Genomic DNA, 21,074 nt, shown 5'->3' with positions numbered 1-21,074 from the left:
ACACCCTCACCCGCCGCCGATCCAGCGCTGACGAACCCGGCAGCAGCGAATCCCTGCGTCGCAGTCGCCCCAGCGTCGAGCCCACCCAATCCTACTCGCGGGAGGAGTTGCCCCTGTGCTCGGTGCCCCGCTACATGAGCACCGATTACAGTCTGGATGATCCCACCCTGGACTACAGCAGCTGGAGCCACATCCAGGATGCCACCCCCAGCAGCGACGCTGCCATTGACCCCACAGCCACCCGCGACGCCAACCCCACAAGCCCCTCCGAAGGTGACAGCACAGCGGATGCCTCCACCGACACAGCCGGTGATAGCGGTGACGACAGCGCAACCGACAGTACCTCCGCTGATGGCAGCGCGCCCACCGGCGGGGCCAGCACCGATGGCGACGCCCTCATGTGTACGCCCGAACAAAGCGGCGATGAAAGCGGCGATCAATCCCAGGACACCGTGCAACAGCAAAATCGCGAGGGCGGCGCAGAAGAAAAAGAAACTCCTCTACCGGAGCCTGTCATCGCCCGCACCGGCTATATCGTAGCTCCGCGCGTACCCGCGCCGCCGAAAGAAGCCCTCAAACGCAGCGGCGACATTCGTCAGCGCACCGGCTCGCCCCCGGAGATGCACCACGCCAAAATCCAGCAGGCCGTACTGCGGGTGGTGGACGCCGCCCGCGACAGCCAGCGCCAAATCGTATGGCGCACCAATAACCTGGCCCGTGATACCCGCAGTTCATTCAACGAAATCGCCCGCGACATCCTCGCCTTCACCGGCGGCTGTATCCGCCGCATTCGCGACGCCGTCACCACCGCCAAACAGGAACTCACCGCCGCCATTGACGCGCAACTGGAGCACCTCTCCACCCACACCCTGCGCACCGGCGATGAACTCACCGAAGGCCGCAAACAGGGGGAGCAGGCCGTTCACGACGAACTGTTCAACAACCAACAGGAACTGGGACAATATCACCTGGAACTGCAACAGGAATTCACCCCCTACCTGCTGGCCGCCCAAACCAACATCCTCAACATCAACACCAACGGCGAGGCCTACCACATCACCCCCCCCGCCTACGGCCCCAACCCGCCGCCGGTGCCCGAAAGCAGTGGCGATGGCGAAGCCAACCAGTCCACCGTCCCCCCCGGCCCGCGCAAAAGCCTGGCCACGGCCCAAAGCGATCTCACCCGCCAGGTGCAGACCATGGCCAACAGCAATGCCCAAGGCTTCTACCACGCCGACCGCATCACCCCAGTGCTCACCGCCCAGCACCGGCAGACCAACACCAACATCGAGCGCAACCTCACCAGCCAGGCCCGCTCCCTGGACAGCTTTCGCGGCCAGTTCACCAACTACGCCCTGCGCCTCACCACCCCCATGGCCGATGGCTTTGCCGACCAGCGACGCCGCGCGCGGGAGGCCATGACCTTCCAGATCGAAGACGATCGCCACAACTTGGCCGAATCGCTAGGGGAGCACGGCAACACCCTGGTGGACAAATACGACGGCGTCATCAAACACCTTGAGGACGAACTGCAACCCAAGCTGGTGGAAGGCCTGCAAAAAGCCGGCAGCAAAGCCGCCAAAGGCTTTCGCGATCAGGGCGAACTGACCCAGCGCATGATGGACAACACCGCCGCCTCACTGGCCCTGGCCTACCCCGAGCTGGTGTCGCGGGTGGCCGCCCTGTTGCCCGTCGGACAATTCCTCAACCACGATGAACTGGGGCCACAACTGAAAGCCGCCTGGCAAAGCGCCCGCAACCTGCCGGATCAACAATACGCCGCCATGGCCGAGCAGGCCGCACAAACCCTGCAACAGGCACAAAACGCCAAGCGCAAACAAATGAATGCCCTGGGGGAGAGCACCGACAAAAGCCTGGAAAGCGTATCCGACGTGGTCACCGCCACCCGCTTCGATTTTGATATGTACAGCTATCAGGTCACCGGCGTCATGAGCGAAGGCGGCTGGGCCCGCATCCGGGGCACCCGCGACTACGCCACCCGCATGGCCGAACAAATTCTCGCCACCCGCGGCGACGGCAACGGTGCATTAGCCAATCTGCTGCGCAGCTTCTGCGGCTCGTTAAACAACGCCATCGACAGCGCCGGGCAAGGCTACTTCAGCGCCGTGGCCGACTACGAAGAGAACATGAGCAGCGGCCGTGGCAGCGTCTTCATGCAGATCACCAGCCGCCTCGACGATGATCTCAGCACCCGCTCACAAACCCTCGATGCCGAACTCACCAAACCCGACACCGACACCACCACCGGACTGGTGGTCTTGAACGTGCTCACCCTCGGGGCCACCACCCCCCTCACCGTGGGCTATCTGGTGTACTCTGATGCCGACGACGATGAAGTCTTCGCCGCCTTCGGTGACCTGCAATGGCCTGGCCAGCCGGCCCTGCGCTACTATTTTGAAAACGTCGCCCATAAAGGCGACCTGTTCGACCGCTTCGACGAATGCCTGAGCGAAACCCAGGCGCAACGGGCACGGGGCATGTTCAGCGCCAACGCCTCCACTCGAGCCGACGCACGGGAAAGCGCCCTGCGGGATACCCTCACCGTATTCGGCATGAACTCCTTCGCGCGGGAATCACTGGTTCAGGGCTGGCACCAGACCGAGCGCGATGCCGCTGGCAGCGAGCGCATCGACAGCCTGATTTCCGACATGAACAACAGCTGGACCACCCTGTTCACTCGCAGCACCACCGACCGTATGAACGAAGGCTACATTCGCGGCGACCTGGGCATGGTGCTGTCCGCCCGCATGGACGCCAGCCTGCGGGAAGCCCGTGGCCGCAGCAGCGACCACATCTACCAGTCGGTGCAGAACATCGAACAACTGGCGCGGGAAGAACTGATCCGCACCCAGGGCTCCACCTTCATCACCGATGAACAGGTACAGCAGCTCACCGACGACGCCATGCTGGACTTCGCCAGCCATCACCGACGCCCCACCGACACCGCCGATCCCAACGATCTGGAGGCCGCCCGCGAAATCTTCATACGCGAAGCCACCGCGCCAATTCTGCAACACCAACCCGGCCACGGCGGCCCCCACGGCGGTGGCGAACACCCGCGACTGGTGCCCGTAGATGAGGGCGTGCGCGACTACGTCCAACAAGTAGTGCGTGGCGGCTGGAAAAATGAAGACGCCCTCGCCGCCCAGCAAGCCTACGAATTCAGTCGCGCCAGTCGCGGCAGCCGCCCGTCCAGCGCCGATCAAGTGCGCTTCACCCGCACCTTTCAGGATCAGGAACTCAACCGGGTGGAACGGGAACTGCGGGAGCATCCCGAGCGTCGCGACCAGCTCATGCCCCAACTGTTGCGCCTGCGCCAACGGCAAGAAGAGCGCATGCAGCGGCTGGCCCAGCGGCTTGATCCCCCTGCCACCCAGGAGCAGATCGACACGGCCGGGGGTGCCACCCAATACATGGCCCAGCGCACCGCGCGCCTGTTCTCCGGAGGCGAGGATTACCAGACCGGGCTGGCCAGCGGCACCGAACGCAGCGCCGATCAAGAAGACGCCCAATACGGCTACGAACTCATCACCCAAGGCCGCGCCAGCCTCACCGCCGGGGTACGCTTGGCCACCCGCGGCACCGGCACCAACGACGACCTGCTGCGCATGTCGTTTCAGGATCGCACCAAAGCCGAAACCGCCCAGACCCGCGCCGACTGGGAATCCCGCTACGGCGAAAGCATGGATGCCATGCTTGGCATCGAGCGCCACCGGGGCATGTCCGGCGGCGAATTTGCCCTGGGGCTCGTCACCAATCCAGTGGGCACCCTCATGTTCGGCAACGTCACCGAAGTGTCCGGTGATCTCGCCAACGAAATCGAAGTCCTCGCCCGCGGCAACCCCGAAACCGATCAGGACTACATCGAACTGGCAGCCCTGCGCTTCCAGCATCAACGTCGCCAGGGCACCGGCTTCCTCGCCCGCCTCACCATGTCCAGCACCGATGAGGCCCGCACCATCGACGCCGAACAAACCGGCATGGCCGCCGAACTGCTGGCTGAGGCCCACCGCCAACGGGCCTTGCGCCTGCAACAGGATCCCAACGCCACGCCAGACGACTTCCCGCTACCCAGCTCACATGACGCCGTCTTCGGCAGTGACGGCCGCATCAACCCCCGCATTGCGGCCTTGGTGTTCCAAAAGCAAAACCGGGGCGACCGCCTCACCGAACCTCGTTACACCGGCGACCGCAACGGGCTACTCACCCGCTCCATGCGCGTGGAACAGGCCGCCACCCGCTACCAGATGGAGATCGACCGCCAGGAACAACTGTGGCTGGCGGGCATCACCGCACTGGCCATCGCCGCCACCCTCATCCTCATGGCCTTCGGGGTTGGCTTTGTACTGGCCAGCGTCATCGTCGCATTGGGCGCAGGCCTGCTCACCATCGCCGTCAAAAGCGGCATGCGCGGGGAACGCTACGGCTGGGAGGAATCCGCCACCGACATGGCCAACACCGCCATCGAAGTGGCCGCCGCCGGCGCTGGGGGTGCCATCGCCGGGGGCCTCGGCAAGAGCGGCATGGTGGTGGGCCGACTGGCGCGCTTTGGCGAAGCCATCAACAGCACCTTTGGCCGCGTCGGCGGTGCCATGGTACGGGAAGCCATCACCGGGGCCGCCAGCTCCGCCGCCCAGACCGCCATTCAGGATGGCACCTACGACGACGGCCCCGGTGCCGCCTTCGGCCGCATTCTAAGCGGTGGCTTAAAGGGTGCCGCCATCAGCGCCGTCAGTGCTGGCGTCTCCGAAAGCCTGGGCAACCGCCTCAACCGCAGCTTAGTGGGCCAACTGGATAACCCCGCCAGCACCAGCCGCCTGGCCCGACTGGGCAGCGGCCTCGGCCCCACCGGCCGCAACATGCTCAAAGAAGGCGTATCCGAAGGCCTGGGCGGCATCGCCGGTGAAGCCATGGGCATCTACATCGAAATCTCCAGCGGCCAGTACAAAGGCAGCCTCCACGATGCCCTGCAACGAATGGGACAGGCGGGCCTGAAAGACATGATCCGCTCCGGTGGCCGTGCCGGTCTCAGTGGCCGCCACCGCGCCCGCTATAACGAGCTGGCCGCCGCCGCCCGCGACAACCCCCACCTGACCCAGCAGGATCTGCAAGCCCTACGCGCTGCCTCCATGGCCGCGGGCGAACCACCCCGCTCCCTGGAGGAAATCCGCCAGCAGATCCGCCTCGACCAAGCCAACCTGGCCCTGCTGCCACCGGAGATGCAGCGTCTGGCCCGCGGCATGGACAGCAGCTCCCTCGCCAGACTGGCCGAGCTGCTGCACGGCGGCCGACTGGGGCAAGGGGGCGACACCCGCCTCGACCTGTTCGCCGACCTCAGCGAGAAAAACCCGCATCTGGATTTCGGTGCCCTGCGTCAGCAAATGGAACTCAACACCCAGCGCATGCGCAACGAACAGGATGACGCCAGCAGCCGCGCGTTCGAAGCCACCGCCAAACCCCTGCGCGATCAAATCACCGCCGACCTGCCCGGCCCGGTGCGCGATGCCCTCGCCGACATCCCCGTGCGCGGCCTGGAACACCTGCCCGCCAGCGAACTGCCCAAAGTCGCCCGCATGCTGGCCAAAGGCACCCTCAGCCACCGGGACGCCGAAGCCCTGGTGCGGGCCGCCCAAAAGCAAAACCCGGATCTGGACGCCATCGGCTTCCTCAAAAACCTCAACAGCGCCGTGCAAAGCGCCCGCATGGCCCAGGATGCCCACACCCGCCTCCTCGCCAAACAACGGGCCGCCGTACTGGAAGACGTACCCATGGCCGCCGTAGGTGTGTTTGCCCGTCTGCCGGAAGACGCCATCAGCACCGTGCGCGCCGCTATGGACGCAGGCACCCTGCCCGCCCCCCATCGCTTCGACGAACTGCTGCGCCAGGCCCAGGCCATCGACCCCTCACTGGATCGCAACCAGTTCAAACAGAACCTGCAACAGGCTGTGGATAACGCCCAGCAGCGCCAGCAAACCCAAAAGGCCGCCGACCGCGCCCAGCGCCAACTGCACATGACCAACGTGCCCGAACATCTGCGCGGCACCCTCTCCGTACTACCAGACGCCGCCCTGGTGGAACTGCACCTGCGCCAAATGGAAGGCTCCATCTCCCCCGCCGAACGCCTGCGACTGGAACAGGCCGCCCTGCGGGAAAACCCGGATCTGGATCTGAAGAGCTTCAACAAAGCCCTCGATGACGCCATCCAGCAAGGCACCCCCATCCGCCCCAGCGCCGACCAGGAACAACAACTGCGCCGTGAAATGCAGGCCGCCGTACCCGCCGAGCAACGCAGCAAAGTCGCCAACGTCCCCATCCTCATCCTGCCGGACGCCGCCTTCGCCCGCTACGCCCGTTCCGACAGCGGCAACGCCGTCACCGTCATCCTCCACGGCAAACCGGTGGTGATCCTGCGGCAGGGGGCCGACCCCAAAGTGCTGCGCGAAGAAGGCATCCACGCCCTGCAGGCCCAAGATCCCAAATGGGCCAAACACATCGGCAGCCTCGACGAAACCCGCCTCAGCCGCTGGGAAGACCTGCCCCTCGACATGCAGCTTGCCCTCTACCGCAACAAGCTCGAACTGGAGATCGATGCCCACGACCGCATGGTGGACGACCTGGCCAACCAACTGCTACGCAGCGACGACCCCACCCAGCAACAGCGCCTGCGGGTCGAACTGGAACTGGCCCAGCGCACCCTGAAAAACCTCGAAAACCGCCTCGGCGAAGTGGACGCCATTACCCCCCTGCAGCGACTGCAGATACGCGCAGGCCTGCGGCCCACGCCCCAGTACCTATTACAACCGGCGCGCTTGTTCAACAAAGCCCGCGATGACCTCAGCGCCCTCATCAAACAAGGGGTCAGCGACAACAACGCCGACGCCCGCCGTGCCCTGCGCCACTTAACCGGCCTCAGCAACCGCGAAGTCAATCGCCTGCTGGCACTGGGCCTCGATCCCGTACAACTGCGCAGCATCCTCAAATCCGGCGGCACCGATGCCAACGTCACCCGCGCCAACGTCCGCCAACTGCTGGCCCTGGCGCGACAACTGCCGGAAGCCCAACGCAGCGCCACCCTGTCCCAACTCATGAACAAACAGGACTACCTCAGCCTGCTGCCCAAACTGGGGGCCAGCGCCCGCCTCATGGGCAACGATCCCGTGGCCGCCCAAAAAATTGCTGATGCCATCCTCGGCCTGCCCGCCCACCGCAACACCCACGCCGACGCCCTGCACAACCTGCTGCACCGGGCCAGCCCCGATCAGCGCCAGCAAATCGCCGACCTGCTGGATAACCTCGGCCCCGGCAGCCGCAGCAGCCTGCTGCTGCAAAGCCAGCAACTGCTGCGCGCCCTGGAATCCATGCCCGCCACCGCCCAACGTCAGACCGTCATCGAGTACATACTCAGTGGATTCAGCAGCCGCGAACCGGCAGATCACGCCAAAGACATCCGCGCCGCCGTGCGCGCCGTGGACAGCGCTGGCGGCATGAGCCCCGCCCTCATCCAACGCTTTGCCGATTCCATCAGCAACAAACAACCCATGAGCGGGGGCGATGCCTACCGCATTCACCTGGAAGACAAACTGGGCCAATGGGGCGACTTCCGCACCGCCCCGGAAAGCAAACACTTTGCCCACCTGCTGGAACAGGAAATGGGCCACCTGCCCAAAGAACAAATGGCCGCGCTCGCAGATCTGCACCCCTGGTTCCGCCACATCGTCGCCAGCGAATTCTTCCAGAACCGCCTCAAACAAAGTGGCAACAGCGAGGCGGATGAACAAGCCCTGCTGTTGCGCGAACTGATCGGCATCGGCATCGGCAAACGCACCGACATCAGCACCCACGACGCCCTGCGCAGCATCCTGTCCGTCACCCGACAGTACGCCGCAGGCTCCGGCCGCGAGCCCGATTTCGATGCCCGAGTGGCCGCCGAGCTCACCCGCATGGGCATCGACCCCAGCAGCATCCGCCACGATCAGCACGATGTATCACCCCAACTGCATCTGGAAAACCTCATCCGCCAGCGCATCGAATACCAAGCCATGGTGGACATGGCCGACGACTTCGCCAAACGCCGCTTCCCCAACTGGGCAACCGACGACACCGCCAACAAAAACATGCGTGAATACCGCAACGAACTGCAGGCAGGCCTAAAACAGAAAGTCACCGAAACCAGCGGCGAAATCGCCGCCACCCACGCCCTCATGGGCGACCCACGCTTCCACGGCATGACCCTGTTACGGGGCTTCGAAGCAGGCACCGGCTTCGATCAAGTATGGGTGCGTAAACAAAACGGCATCATCGTCGACATCCTCATCGTCGAAGCCAAAGGCCACCGCGCCACCCTGGGCGACCCGCAGAAAGGCAAACAAATGGGGCCCGCCTGGATCATGAACACCGTACGCGAGATGCTGATGCGGGGCGACGACGGCACCGCCACCCTCATCCTCGAAGCCATCCGCACCGGCTACCCGCCCATCCGCGGCGTCGTCATCCAGGCCGACGAACACGGCAACCCCGGCACCATCAAAGCCGCCCCCGGAGCCGATGCCGACTCCTTCACCTATAAAAACGATGCCCTGTTCCGCGCCAACAGCGCAGCACCAGCAGGCACCCAGCCCCTGCGCACCCCGGCCGACCTCGCCGCAGGCATACAACAACGCATCAGCGCGCAAACCAACGCCGAATTCGAATTCCGCTACGACCAAGCTGAAGTCACCGACATCGTCAGCCACGGTCGCAGCCTGGGCCTCACCGACACCGATATCGGCGACCTCATGTTCACCGGCTCCCGCGTGAAAAAACCCATCGCATCCGCCGAACTGATGCAACAGATGAGCAACTACATCCACATCGTCCGCGCCCAGGGCTTCCCCTTCCGCTTCGACAGCATCACCGACTTCGTCAACTTCAGCACCGATCTCAAAACCCTGCTGCTGCGCTACGGCCTGCCAGTGGACGACCTGCGCGTACAAGGCTCCGCCCTGCGCTCACCCGATGCCAAAGACGTCGACATCGCCGTGTTCATCGACCCGGTGCGCTTTAAAGAACTCACCGACGCCATGCTCCAGGGCCTGCGCAGCCGCGCCAAACCCCACGTCGCCAGCTCAATGAGCGCCGAAATGCGAAAACAGATTGAACAAGGGCGCATCAATTCCTACTATTTCGACCGCATAGGCGATCGCACCTTCAACCAAGAACTACGGGATCTCGCCAAACACCTGTCCGGCAGCGACAGCATTGACCTCTCACTCATGCTCAAAGGCCGCGACTTCGACATCAGCCCGTTCCAGAAAATAAGCTGACAGGAACCCAAACAGCATGCAGCAGCAATATCGAATTGATCACCGTATCGTCAGCGAACAGGAAGCCAAACAAGAAGGCGTCTACAGCATCTACTGGCTCGATGACAACGGCCACACCCAACACATCCACATGCTCGACGGCGACCAACTCTACAAAATCATCTATTGCCATCAACAACCGCCGTTCGACACCCTCATCCAACAGCACCGCAACCAACACCCCGGCGTCGACTGCGAATGCTGGAGCACACCGGAGCACACCGCACAAGGCCCACAATTCCGCGCCACCCTCTACGACGGCCGCGGCCGCCCCCTCGGCAAAGCCCTGCGTCAAGAAGACAACGAAGGCCGCCTGCTGTGGGAAATCGAATACACCCGCGACGATCAATTCATCACCCACACCCGCTACCACTACACTGGTGATCGATTGACCAAAGTGCAGGAGCTGGACATTGACGGCAATCAAATATCAGAAATGGAACTGCAATAGTCCCAATAATTCACTTTCTTAGCCCAGTCAAAGGTGCTAGCTTAAATACCTAGAGCACTACTGCGGTGTGAAAGCCCCGCGCTCGATGACGGCTGGAACAACTAAGCAATCTGCGTGTCCAATAGAATTCGTAAGAAGCCGCGAAGAGGCATACCAAGCAGTCCCGTACAAGGGTCTGAGCCTCCAGGTAAAATTCCGGTTTCCCAAGGATTATCCCGTCAACGGCATCTGCGGTAGGCTGGTGGGAGTAAGCGGTTCTGCCACAGTGCAGTTCTGCACCCACCAGCGCGCTCGCATAACATTTCTGCCCAATCAGATACACATTGCCACCGCTTCGCGCATCAACCGACGCAGGTCGACAACAAGTGCCACAGAGCACCGATGCACGTATCACATCCACACCGATGTGAAAGGGGGCCGCATATCCAAACTGAGGCAGTCATCATGCAGTCGCTAACCTTACCCATACTTTCTTCCAGTAAATCATCCCTGCGTCAGCTCGAAAAACGCATGGCATCCTCCCACAGCTATCAACACTGGCTCGAACTGGCCAAAGAGCACGACACCCGCTCCGGCAGCACCCTCTGGCGAGAAGAAACCAAAAGCAGCCTCTACGATTACAACGAAATAAACGCCCGCCACAAAAAACTCAAAACCCTGCTCAACGCCGGCGCCCATCGTGAACTGCTCTACGCCCTCAACGAAGGCATCCACGGCAACATGGGAGGCATGGGCCGCGCCGTCCTGTACAACCGCGCCAAAGCGGGCACCAAAACCCTCATCGACAGCTACGTCATCACCATCGCCCAAGCCATGGATTGCATCCACAACAGCCCCAACAACGTCATCTCCTACCCCGACAAACTCGACTTCTTCCGCCGCGCCAGCCACTGCTACGGCCGCTCGGCGTTAATGTTAAGCGGCGGTGCCGGGCTTATCTATTTTCACCATGGCGTGGTGCAAGAACTTATCGATCACGACCTGTTACCCAACGTCATCTCCGGTGCCAGCGCCGGTTCCATCGTATCCGCCATGCTCGGCACCAAAACCCACGCCGAACTCAAAGCCGGATACTTCACCGGCAAACGTTACGAAGAAACCAACAACACCCGACTCATGGACGTCTTCATGGGCCGCACCACCGAACAGCAAGCCCGCGCCTCACGGGAACGCACCCTAGACGAAGTCATCGCCATGGATCTCACCTTCCAGGAAGCCTTCGAACACACCGGCCGCTACATCAACATCTCCATCTCACCGGCCGAAAAACACCAGTCATCCCGGCTCATGAACGCCATCACCTCCCCCAACGTATTCATACGCTCCGCCGTCGCCGCCTCCTGCAGCATCCCCGGCCTCATGCCCTCCGAGCGACTCTACGCCAAAGGCTTCGATGGCAAAGCCCGTCCCTACCTGGCCAGCCGCCGCTGGGTCGATGGCTCCGTCTCCGGCGATCTCCCCGCCAAACGCCTGATGCGCCTCTACGGCGTCAACCACTTCATCGTCAGCCTCATCAACCCCATGGTCGTGCCCTTCATCGAAGATGTAAAAACCACCCAAACCAAAGGCTTTCGCAACGCCCTCACCGAAGCCTTCATACGCGTGCTCAACGAAGGCCTATCCACCTCAGAAAAATTTTTCGATCGCCGTGGCGACATGGGCAGCCGCATCGCAGCGCAGCTGGCCTACCTCATACGCATGCTGGAACAAAACTACCTGGGCGACATCAACATCCTGTTAGAAAAGTCCGACTTCAAATGGCGTCACACCGTCTTCGAATTCAAAGATGGAGAAATCGAAAATCTTATCAACATCGGCAAACGCTCCACCTGGCCGAAAATCGCCATGATCAAAAATGCGGCCCTCATATCCAAAACACTGGATCGCATATTAGAGGAACTCAACCAACAGAACTTAAGCGAGCAGGCCAAAGGCAAACATCATATCTACACATAAACGGCAAATATCGCTTATCCTCTGCCTCTACTCACCGCCACGAGGACAGCCGCCATGAAAGCCGTAGCCTACCAAACCCCAGGCCCCATACACCGGGAAGATGCCCTGCAGGACATCACACTCGAACGGCCCCACCCAACAGGCCACGACCTGCTGGTGAAAATAGCTGCGGTATCGGTCAACCCGGTGGACACCAAAGTGCGAATGAACAGACCCCCACAAGGCTCCCAGTGGGGAGTGCTGGGATTCGATGCATCAGGAACCGTGGAAGCGGTGGGCGCCAACGTAAAACACTTCAAACCCGGCGACACCGTTTTCTACGCCGGTGCCATCGACCGACCAGGCACCAACAGCGAATATCACCTAGTGGATGAACGCATCGTTGGCCACAAACCCAACAGCCTGAACCATGCCCAAGCCGCTGCATTGCCACTGACCGCCATCACCGCCTGGGAAATGCTGTTCGATCGTCTTGATGTGCGCCGCCCCACTCCCCAGGGTGAAAACCTCATCCTGATCATCGGCGGGGCCGGTGGCGTAGGCTCCATTACCATTCAACTGCTGCGCGCACTCACCGACCTTACCGTCATCGCCACAGCCTCTCGCCCGGAAACACAAGACTGGGTACGTCAATGCGGTGCACACCATGTAATCGACCACCGCCAACCACTCGCACCACAGATAAAACAACTCGGCCTTGGCGCACCGGGATTTGTATTCTCCACCACCCAAACCGATCAACACCTGGCAGACATCGTCGAACTGATCGCACCACAGGGCCGCTTCGGCCTGATCGATGATCCCAAAGAACTGAACATCCTCCTGCTAAAACAAAAAGCCCTGTCCCTGCATTGGGAATTCATGTTCGCCCGACCACTGTTTGCGACACCCGACATCACCGAACAAGGCAACCTGTTAAACCAAGTAGCCACCCTGATCGACAAAGGCCAGCTACGAACCACCGTTACCGAAATCGCAGGCAAAATCAACGCAGCCACCCTGCGTAAAGTCCACGCCCACATCGAAAGCGGCACCGCGCGCGGCAAGATCGTACTTGAGGGGTTTGATACGTGATCAAAAAAGTAATTCTATTGGTTGATGTGCAGAACGTGTACTACACCACCCGACAAGCCTTTAAACGCAACTTTGATTACAACCAATTCTGGTCACAAGCCACCCAAGACCGACAAGTAATCAAAGCCATCGCCTACGCCATAGATCGAGGCGATCAAAAACAACGGGAATTTCAAAACATACTCAGAGCCATCGGTTTTGAAGTAAAACTAAAACCCTTTATCCAACGCTCCGATGGCTCCGCCAAAGGAGACTGGGATGTAGGCATCACCATTGACGCAATGGACCACGCAGACAGCGCCGACATCATCACCCTCGTATCCGGCGATGGCGACTTCGACCTTCTGGTAGACAAAATACGCAACAGAAAAGGCAAAGAGGTCGAAGTCTATGGCGTGGAATCATTAACATCCACATCACTAATGAAAGCCGCCAATAGATTCATTCCAATCGAAGGTAAGCTACTGTTAGGAGGCTAACGAACACATATACCTTGAATCTGAATATCACCAAACCTTCGGCTTTTACATGGTATAGGTAATAACTGTTAACCTAAAAAGTTACTTTAAAACAACAAATTACGGATGATAGCCTTAGATATACAGAGCGGTTCTCTTCATTACCTTGGCGTTATGAGTATTGAGCTAGTCTAAACAATGGAATGGTCGAAGCTATGCTGTAATTATATCTGATGAAATTATAGGCTTCCATGAAGTCAAAGTGTGGTGCAAGCCATTTCAATTAACGTAACTTTTAGAAATATTAAGGTGTAAAGGATGAAGTACATCATCGGCTCAGTAATAATAAGTTTTGGCATTCTATTTGTGGTTCTCGTTGTGTTGGTCGGAATACAGGTAAAAGCACCAGACAATGCTTTAGAGTATTTAGCTGTCGCTTGGTTTGTGCTCAGTCTTCTATGTTACCCATTGGCCCGAAAGTTGGTTCGTTAGAAGCCATTTTTTATAACTTTTATCATCACCCTAGGAACCACGTGCTCCTTATAGGCGTTGCCATTTAGAGATTCTCCTGCCAGAACATATTCATCCGGGATCAAAGGTGGCATAAGAAGTCTAGTATCGGAACTACCATATTCTTCCCACATTCCTTTCATTGCGTAAGCAGCTCTATGAAAGGCTCTATCTATCAATTCTTCTTGAGTAAATATATCAGACATGAGACTTCTCGCACTTAAATTCCAAATCCAATCGCACCGCTCTTTATCATAAATTGAATCAGAACGGTCAACTGCCTTATTCTTAAATGCGCCAACAATAAAAAACAAACTCAATGCCATGAAAGGTGTGACGTAGATATTGAGATCTACACCAAGCACGTGTTTTATATATTAGCTGTCCAATGATACGATTGTGTAGAACGTTGGCTCAGCAATATTTCCCCCTCTGGGGTTATACCTTCACTCTGATTTTGTTAAAGAAACCGAGCATCTTAAAGCCTACCTAATGAGCTAATGAGGCAAACAAAGTGTTATTGAAAGCTATTGTGATCGGCTTGCTGCTTGCCTTGGGTGAAGTTGTAAATGGCAATATTCGAGTGCGAGTATTACATCGTTTGTATGGTAAAAAAAGAGCCAAAACGATCAGTTTATTTTCAGGCTCAGCCATAATATTGGCTATTTCTTGGTTTGCTTTACCGTTCATATCTCCAAAAACCTACTTGGACTGTATCGCAATAGGCTTTGTTTGGTTAGTAATGCTGTTATGCCTAGACATCTATTTTGGTAGGCACGTATTCAAATTTGGGTGGAAAAAAATCAGAGATGATTTTAATCCGCTTAAGGGTAACTTACTTAGTATTGGCATGATGTTTCTGTTTTTAAGCCCTAGTATCGTATTTTGGCTGCAGCAATGAGTAAAAGGCTAACAAGGCTCTGGTATCTGTAACAATCACTTGCGCCAGTAACTCATCGTCTATTACTATCTTTGTACGCACAATGCACCCGCGTACATATTTACCAAATGAATACACAGCAAGCAGGCGCCGTCGCAACCATAGGACAAGCCCTGAATACCTCTAGTTATCCACTTTCAGTGGGTAACTCAGTTAGCCTATCTTTTAAAATAGCGAGTTTATAATGGATGAGTTAAAGCAAAAGATAGCCCTTTTCATTGATGCTGATAACGCACCAGCCAGTAAGTTTGAAGATGTTCTGAGCGAAGTAGCAAAGTATGGTTTAGTTACCATCCGTAAAGCCTACGGTAACTGGAAGTCACCGACCCTTAAAGGCTGGGAGGATTTACTCCACGAGTACGCCATTCAACCAGTTCAACAATACGATTTAACCAAAGGAAAAAACGCTTCAGACATTGCTCTGGTTATTGATGCAATGGACGTTATGTATACGAAAGAAATCGACGTGATGTGCTTTATTTCATCTGACTGTGACTTTACTCCAATGGTCACCAGAGCGCTGGCGGAAGGCAAAGTAGTGTTGGGTTTTGGGGAAAGAAAAACTCCAATGCCTTTTGTTAATGCCTGTTCAAAATTTCTGTTTCTGGATCGAACCGAGGCACTAGAGCAAGACAAGATCAAACCCAAAAATATAAAGTCAGATACCAAGTTAATTGCGCTTTTACGTCGAGCGATCGAGGTAACTGAAGACGATGACGGGTGGGCAGATCTCGGCGCAATTGGTTCGAATATATCAAATAAGACATCATTTGATTGTAGAAACTATGGATATAAGAATCTCAGCAGTTTGTTTAAGGCCATCGATCTATTTGAGGTCAAGCGCGGTCAAGGGACCTCCTACACGGTTAGAGATGCGAGAAAAAGTAAAAAGTAGGCACTAATTATCACGGGGCGATTGTCGTTGGGCGATTCCTGCCACGGCATCGCCCGGGGCAATGTTGGCAGTTAGACTCATTACTGATAATAGTGTTTACAATATTCAAGAACAGGTTGTTACATCCGCAACCATGTTAGCTGTCTTGATCGTTACTTTAGTATTGCTGCTCTTTTCAGGCGGCATTATCAGAATCATTGGGAACGGTGGAGCCTCTCTCCTAACAAGAATCATGGGTATGATACTGGCTGCTTTGTCTGTCGAGTTTATTATGGAAGCTATCGGCATCGGAAAATGGGTAGGGTCTTAAGAGTTGATTTCACAATTACCAAGATGGGTTGAAGTTGGTGCGTTTGTTTTAGCGTTGGTAGCAGGGTTCATTAACGCCATCGGTCTGCTTAGTTTTGAGCATCAATCTGTTTCCCATTTATCAGGTACAGCTACGCTTTTAGGCACAAGTTTGTTGAATGTGCCCCTTTATAACGTTACCCACTTGTTGGGCATTTTGTTGTCATTTTTATGCGGCTCAACCCTAGCAGGCTTTTTACTACATAGCTCATCGCTAAAACTTGGTAGGCACTATGATACAGCGTTATTTATAGAGTCCGCTTTGCTGTTGATATCCTTGTGGTGTTTGTCTATCGGTTCGTTTTATGGCCATTTTTTTGCGTCCGCTGCGTGTGGTCTGCAAAATGCCATGGCAACTACATACAGCGGCGCGGTAATAAGAACCACCCATGTAACGGGTATTTTCACAGATTTAGGTATCATGTTTGGCGAATACTTTAGGGGCAAAAAGCTTGATAAGCGCAAAGCTAAGCTGTTTTTAACGATCATTGTTGGCTTTATATTGGGCGGTGCATTAGGTGCCTTGTTGTATAAAATGTATAATTTCATGGCGCTGTTATTTCCAGCAAGCATTTGCCTTGTCATTGCCGTCGTTTATCGTGTGTACTCTAAACATCACAACTAAGCATCGGTCTTTCAGGCAAGCTCGATCCTCGAGTCATATCTTTTCCGTAAAATACCTCAAGTAATGCTGTCAGCGGCCGATAGGCACTATGAGCCATAATCTCCGCAGTGAGGTAATTCATGGAAACATCCGCCATCGCGAGCTTGGCGACAAGTCTGTCCAACTCCCGCGTCCAACAGACTGCGGAGCTGGCCGTGTTCAAAAAAGCCGTTGATTTACAAGCAGAAGGCGCACTGCAATTGCTGCAGGCCCTGCCTCCTTTGCCCACCTTGTCTTCCTCCGGTGGGGTGGCGGGTCAGATCATCAATGTAAAAGCCTGATCAATACCCGCTCACTTGGTGGCATGCCATATGACATGTCACTTCTCTCAGCTGCTCCATAATATTCTTTAAAATCAATGGTATAGCTCTTGGCACAGAAATTGACTGTATCGCCTATAGCGCCACTTGCGCCCAGATCGCTGTCATCAGCGATTTCTTGCCCATAATCTGAGAGATTACAATGGAACAGTTTAGAATCATTGGGGATATCCGCGAGTACATCAAAAGTTTTGATGCATTCTGCGCACGCTCTGTCCAACGAGGTGAACACCCCACTTTGTATATGGATGACAAGCAGGGCCAAACCTACAATAACATTCGCGAAAAGGATTATCTGTTTTCACAATGCCGTAATTGGGTTATACCCCACAATCAAATGGGCCTCTCTTTCTCTGCAAGGTGGCAACATCTTAAAGATAAATACAAACTCAAAAAGAAGTGGGCAGCCGGCAACCCAGTGGACGTATTTTGGGTTATCGAACAGTGTGATCTACCGCTTGGCCTGAAATTCGTTCAAGATGAAAAGGATAAAGAACACTATTTTTTAACAGTCACTGAACGAATGACCAGTGCTCAATTGAAAGTGAAACTAATTGCTGTTGCTGAGCGCATGTCTGTCATTAGAGAGGCCCAGGATACATTATGATTTCCTATCGATATGAAAAAGAACAACAGATCGCGCTGTATCTGGCCGAAGCACTTTGTGACGCCGAAGCGTTATCTATTATAAGGGCTGGCGTGGTTGAAAATTCCCAGCAAGCACTCCATCTCGCTCAATTCTTCTGGCGGGCGGTGGATGAACTGGTTAAGTGTTCTGAATCAAATACCGAGATTTGTGGCGAGACAAACCTGCAGGAGTGGAGTGAATTGCTTATGGCTACCTTCAGATCCTATTTAAGGAACAATGGCTATACTGAGGAATGGGATAAAGCATCCGACGATGCTTAACGAATCCAGCGTGGTGAATATGAACAGAGATTATTCTCAATTTCCAGATGATGCCAGCGGCGACGCCCTGTGGCATATGGTGCAGCAGGGCGATGATTTATCAAAAATCAGAGATGTGGAATTTATTGTGGCGTTCCCTACTGAGAATGAAGCGTTAAAGTTCGGTGAGATCCTGCTCTATAACCGGCAGAAAATTCTTCTCTGTGACAACCCAGAATCAGAAGCATACCCCTATGAGATCGCGGTGACAGTCACCATGAGTCCGAATTATCAGGAAATCACCGAATACGAAAACCTTCTGCTCCACCATGCATCCGAATTAAACGGCCGCAACGATGGCTGGGCTTGCAGTACCGAGCAGGCATAACTCATAGCCGTATGATCTGACATGAATAACATGCACAATTTATCGAATATTGTTTCAGCTGATATTTCAGATGCAGAACAGATATGCCAGCTGTTGAATTCGGCTTACCGATCTCACGGTGGCTGGACTTCAGAAGCTGATCTGGTTGCTGGAAATCGTTCATCTGTTGATGCAATCAGAGCCTCATTCACAAGCCCTGACAGTGTCTACTTCGTTTTAAAAGATGGTCACCGGCTACTTGGGTGTATCAACATTGAACTTCACGGGCATACTGCACATATAGGCAGCTTCGCTGTCGCTCCTGATACCCAAGGGTTAGGTGTCGGGTCAAAACTATTGCAACATGCAGAGTGTTATAGCCAGTCTTATTACAAAGTAGATGCATTCATCTTGTCCGTTCTCACCGCCAGAAAAGAGTTGATTTCGTATTACCAGCGTCGTGGCTATGCAGAAAATGGACTAACACATCCCTACCCTATCCACCTCAATGTAGGCACGCCAATAGTTGAGGGTATCGAACTGGTGGAACTGCACAAACCCGTGTCACGCAATATGCCCTTACCTAAACCGCTGCCCCAAGAAGATTGATAAACTGTGATCGCCTTCTTCCGTCACACCATAGCTTAAGTATGCAGGGCCCAGCGGTGTTCGCGCACCTACAAATACACTGCCTGCACCAATGGCGTTCTCCCACGAGATATTATCGCGACTAAGCCAGACATTTCCTCTCTCTAAAGACCCTCCCATATACACCGGCACACTCAAAGGCAGCGGCCCGCCCTTGTCTAAGCGACGATAATATACGCTACGCAATAACACCCGATGACGACCGAATCGGGAACGGGGCGGTAACCCTGAAAGCTCCAGAAATCCCCCGATAAAAGGAATATCAACAAATGTCGCCTCATCACTGTCACTTACTTCCGCGTCACCCTCTAACAGCAGGGTATTTGCCCCCCAATTTAATGTGAAAGTGCCATCGACTTCGACACGGGTAAAGTCATCTTCAGCTTTCAAATTCCTGCGATGTTGCTCACTTGTAATACTCCAACGCTGTCCGCTGCTGGGGAACCCAAGATCGTCCAGCGTATCCCAGCCGATTCTTCCAAAATAAAAGCCATCATCGTAATTATCGATATTATCGCCTTGGCTTTCCAAGTCCACTCCAGATCTGAAATCCAGCGAACCACGTTCACGTGCAGCACCAAACCTTACTTCTCCCGCGCCATCCCAAATTGTTCTACCGAAAGACAGCTCAACCCAACGATCCTGTTTCTGATATTCTGATATGGGTTCATCTTGGAATTCATCAACATAAACATCCAGGCGGTCTGCCTTGTAGCCTGCTGCCGGTTCCACAAAATACGCCAAGTTGGGCGTAAGAGGTTGGATATAACGCAATTCCAGCTCCGGGATGGTTCCCAATACCACCCTGCCAAACGCTGTGCCGCCATATTCGTTTAAGCCTGCAGATCGAACACTGGCCGCCAGGCCTACTACGCTGTTCCCTTTAAAGTCGTCCGCTAGTTCCAGGCCCAGTTTTAACCAGCTATTGCCCGTTTCGCGGCCAACACCAGTGACTTCCAAACCGGTTTTTCCGTCTTCATCAACAATTCTGTAACGCACTACGCTGAAGTAGTCCAAACCATACAAACGCGACAAGTCTCGTTCCATCTGCTTAATGTCAAATGCTTGACCTGGCTGTTGGTGGATCTGCGCCCTCATCACCTCGTCGCTGACTGCGCTGTCATTATTCACCCGAATAAATTCAATCACCGGCACTTCATCTACGGCAGAATGCGTGCCGTGTAAGAACTCCGGCAGCGAGTCTTCTTCCATCGTAAAGATGTCCAGAGCCGCTTTCTGTCCAGCCTCAATAATAGGGCCAAATTTATCAAAATCCGCCGACCCCAGACCTTCCAGTTCCGGCAAGATCAGCACTTCCTCCTTTCTAAGATTGCTGCGCTGATCTACCGTATTAAGGCGAACCAAAAACGCTGATGTTTGATTGGCGATGCTGAAAATTGAATCCAATTCATCCCGTGTTTTCAGGGGTGCCGTCACATCAACCGCGATGATAAACGTGGCACCCATTTTTCGTGCAAGATCAACGGGCATATTATTGGCGATGCCGCCATCCACCAGAATCATGCCATCCCGCTCGACTGGTGCCAGCGCCCCCGGTATAGACATACTGGCCCGCACAGCGCTGGCCAGATCACCAGTATTCATAACCACCTGATCCCCGGTTTCCAGGTTCGCGGCGATTGCTGCATAGCGGCGTGGCAGCTCCTCGAAGCGCAGGGGCTTGCCATCCTCTTGAAACAGCTCGCCCAATGTCTGCTCCAGATGCTGACCTTCGATTACCCCTTTGGGAAACGCTACGCCATCACCATTGATCGACATCCTCACATCCGTACTCATGCCCGCTTCCAACTCACGGAATGAATATGGTTGATCACGCCGAGGCGATGCATCACTGAGCGCAGTTTGCCAATTCATGGTTCTGGCTATGCGATCAATCTCGGCCGCACTTCGACCGCTGGCATAGAGCGCGCCGACGATGGAGCCCATACTGGTTCCTGTAACGACCTGGGCTTGAATACCTCTGGCCTCCAGCACTCGGATTACCCCCACATGAGCTAACCCACGGGCACCACCGCCACTCAAGACAAGTCCGACGGTAGCGCCCTCGGGAATGATGATCTCGGCCTGCACAGCATGGCAATTCAATATCAAAGCCATCATGCAAAATCTGTAAAAACGATGGTGCCAACGGTTATTCATGTGGATTCCATTAACTTTTGTGGTAGTGCTCGG

General features: G+C 55.7%; 16 protein-coding genes. 14 read left to right on the top strand and 2 right to left on the bottom strand.

Annotated elements, in window-relative coordinates; translation table 11 throughout:
• The first annotated feature begins 134 nt into the window (after positions 1-134).
• The 5 genes from Kalk_RS12040 (at position 135) to Kalk_RS12020 (ending at position 13,322) form a co-directional block, all read left to right on the top strand.
• A complete protein-coding gene (locus Kalk_RS12040; protein WP_158643458.1) occupies positions 135-9,323 on the top strand; it encodes a hypothetical protein in 9,189 nt (3,062 codons plus the stop codon).
• A gap of 16 nt (positions 9,324-9,339) precedes the next feature.
• Entirely contained in the window at positions 9,340-9,813 is a 474-nt protein-coding gene (locus Kalk_RS12035) for a hypothetical protein (protein ID WP_101894485.1), read from the top strand.
• 444 nt (positions 9,814-10,257) lie between these two features.
• Positions 10,258-11,769 (top strand): patatin-like phospholipase family protein, encoded by a 1,512-nt coding sequence (locus tag Kalk_RS12030; RefSeq protein WP_158643457.1) that lies wholly within the window; start codon positions 10,258-10,260, stop codon positions 11,767-11,769.
• Between the two features lie 54 nt (positions 11,770-11,823).
• A complete protein-coding gene (locus Kalk_RS12025) occupies positions 11,824-12,843 on the top strand; it encodes a zinc-binding alcohol dehydrogenase family protein (RefSeq protein ID WP_101894483.1) in 1,020 nt (339 codons plus the stop codon).
• The gene (locus Kalk_RS12020) at positions 12,843-13,322 is read left to right on the top strand and encodes an NYN domain-containing protein (RefSeq protein WP_101896298.1); all 480 of its coding nucleotides are present in this window, start codon (positions 12,843-12,845) and stop codon (positions 13,320-13,322) included. Before Kalk_RS12025 ends, Kalk_RS12020 begins: the two co-directional genes overlap by 1 nt.
• A gap of 467 nt (positions 13,323-13,789) precedes the next feature.
• Here Kalk_RS12020 and Kalk_RS12015 read toward each other — a convergent pair whose 3' ends face one another.
• Positions 13,790-14,137, bottom strand: coding sequence for a hypothetical protein (locus tag Kalk_RS12015; RefSeq protein WP_101894482.1), 348 nt, complete (start codon positions 14,135-14,137; stop codon positions 13,790-13,792).
• Between the two features lie 188 nt (positions 14,138-14,325).
• Here Kalk_RS12015 and Kalk_RS12010 point away from each other — a divergent pair, with 188 nt between their 5' ends.
• The 9 genes from Kalk_RS12010 (at position 14,326) to Kalk_RS11970 (ending at position 18,842) form a co-directional block, all read left to right on the top strand.
• A complete protein-coding gene (locus tag Kalk_RS12010; protein ID WP_101894481.1) occupies positions 14,326-14,712 on the top strand; it encodes a hypothetical protein in 387 nt (128 codons plus the stop codon).
• A gap of 223 nt (positions 14,713-14,935) precedes the next feature.
• On the top strand, positions 14,936-15,646 hold the full coding sequence (locus Kalk_RS12005; protein ID WP_101894480.1) for an NYN domain-containing protein: 711 nt from the start codon (positions 14,936-14,938) through the stop codon (positions 15,644-15,646).
• Positions 15,647-15,680: 34 nt separating this feature from the next.
• Positions 15,681-15,956, top strand: a complete 276-nt coding sequence (locus Kalk_RS21785; RefSeq protein ID WP_407656827.1) for a MarC family protein — start codon at positions 15,681-15,683, stop codon at positions 15,954-15,956.
• A gap of 3 nt (positions 15,957-15,959) precedes the next feature.
• The gene (locus tag Kalk_RS11995; protein ID WP_101894479.1) at positions 15,960-16,619 is read left to right on the top strand and encodes a YoaK family protein; all 660 of its coding nucleotides are present in this window, start codon (positions 15,960-15,962) and stop codon (positions 16,617-16,619) included.
• A gap of 119 nt (positions 16,620-16,738) precedes the next feature.
• Positions 16,739-16,939: a YjfB family protein gene (locus Kalk_RS11990; protein ID WP_101894478.1), complete on the top strand. Its 201-nt coding sequence runs from the start codon at positions 16,739-16,741 to the stop codon at positions 16,937-16,939.
• A 181-nt stretch (positions 16,940-17,120) separates the two neighbouring features.
• Positions 17,121-17,585: a hypothetical protein gene (locus Kalk_RS11985; RefSeq protein WP_101894477.1), complete on the top strand. Its 465-nt coding sequence runs from the start codon at positions 17,121-17,123 to the stop codon at positions 17,583-17,585.
• The gene (locus Kalk_RS11980) at positions 17,582-17,887 is read left to right on the top strand and encodes a hypothetical protein (RefSeq protein WP_101894476.1); all 306 of its coding nucleotides are present in this window, start codon (positions 17,582-17,584) and stop codon (positions 17,885-17,887) included. The genes Kalk_RS11985 and Kalk_RS11980 overlap by 4 nt, the downstream gene beginning before the upstream one ends.
• Positions 17,880-18,254 (top strand): ribonuclease E inhibitor RraB, encoded by a 375-nt coding sequence (locus tag Kalk_RS11975; RefSeq protein ID WP_158643456.1) that lies wholly within the window; start codon positions 17,880-17,882, stop codon positions 18,252-18,254. The genes Kalk_RS11980 and Kalk_RS11975 overlap by 8 nt, the downstream gene beginning before the upstream one ends.
• Before the next feature lie 21 nt (positions 18,255-18,275).
• The gene (locus Kalk_RS11970; protein WP_101894474.1) at positions 18,276-18,842 is read left to right on the top strand and encodes a GNAT family N-acetyltransferase; all 567 of its coding nucleotides are present in this window, start codon (positions 18,276-18,278) and stop codon (positions 18,840-18,842) included.
• On the opposite strand, the gene Kalk_RS11965 is transcribed toward Kalk_RS11970, so the two are convergent.
• Positions 18,813-21,041: a patatin-like phospholipase family protein gene (locus tag Kalk_RS11965; protein ID WP_101894473.1), complete on the bottom strand. Its 2,229-nt coding sequence runs from the start codon at positions 21,039-21,041 to the stop codon at positions 18,813-18,815. The two genes, Kalk_RS11970 and Kalk_RS11965, sit on opposite strands and share 30 nt — an antisense overlap.
• Between the last annotated feature and the right edge of the window lie 33 nt (positions 21,042-21,074).

The sequence above is a fragment of the Ketobacter alkanivorans genome, from assembly GCF_002863865.1.
GTDB lineage: Bacteria > Pseudomonadota > Gammaproteobacteria > Pseudomonadales > Ketobacteraceae > Ketobacter > Ketobacter alkanivorans.
The sequence above is the reverse complement of the archived record's forward strand: the minus strand, read 5'-3'. Positions and strand labels throughout refer to the sequence as shown.

What these genes read in the sequence shown, in the direction of transcription:
- Kalk_RS11970 (WP_101894474.1), top strand. Translation starts at nt 18,276, where the DNA reads ATGAATAACATGCACAATTTATCGAATATTGTTTCAGCTGATATTTCA.
- Kalk_RS11975 (WP_158643456.1), top strand. Translation starts at nt 17,880, where the DNA reads ATGCTTAACGAATCCAGCGTGGTGAATATGAACAGAGATTATTCTCAA.
- Kalk_RS12035 (WP_101894485.1), top strand. Translation starts at nt 9,340, where the DNA reads ATGCAGCAGCAATATCGAATTGATCACCGTATCGTCAGCGAACAGGAA.
- Kalk_RS12015 (WP_101894482.1), bottom strand. Translation starts at nt 14,137, where the DNA reads ATGGCATTGAGTTTGTTTTTTATTGTTGGCGCATTTAAGAATAAGGCA.
- Kalk_RS12005 (WP_101894480.1), top strand. Translation starts at nt 14,936, where the DNA reads ATGGATGAGTTAAAGCAAAAGATAGCCCTTTTCATTGATGCTGATAAC.
- Kalk_RS11965 (WP_101894473.1), bottom strand. Translation starts at nt 21,041, where the DNA reads ATGAATAACCGTTGGCACCATCGTTTTTACAGATTTTGCATGATGGCT.
- Kalk_RS11985 (WP_101894477.1), top strand. Translation starts at nt 17,121, where the DNA reads ATGGAACAGTTTAGAATCATTGGGGATATCCGCGAGTACATCAAAAGT.
- Kalk_RS12030 (WP_158643457.1), top strand. Translation starts at nt 10,258, where the DNA reads ATGCAGTCGCTAACCTTACCCATACTTTCTTCCAGTAAATCATCCCTG.
- Kalk_RS11980 (WP_101894476.1), top strand. Translation starts at nt 17,582, where the DNA reads ATGATTTCCTATCGATATGAAAAAGAACAACAGATCGCGCTGTATCTG.
- Kalk_RS12040 (WP_158643458.1), top strand. Translation starts at nt 135, where the DNA reads ATGAGCACCGATTACAGTCTGGATGATCCCACCCTGGACTACAGCAGC.
- Kalk_RS11990 (WP_101894478.1), top strand. Translation starts at nt 16,739, where the DNA reads ATGGAAACATCCGCCATCGCGAGCTTGGCGACAAGTCTGTCCAACTCC.
- Kalk_RS12025 (WP_101894483.1), top strand. Translation starts at nt 11,824, where the DNA reads ATGAAAGCCGTAGCCTACCAAACCCCAGGCCCCATACACCGGGAAGAT.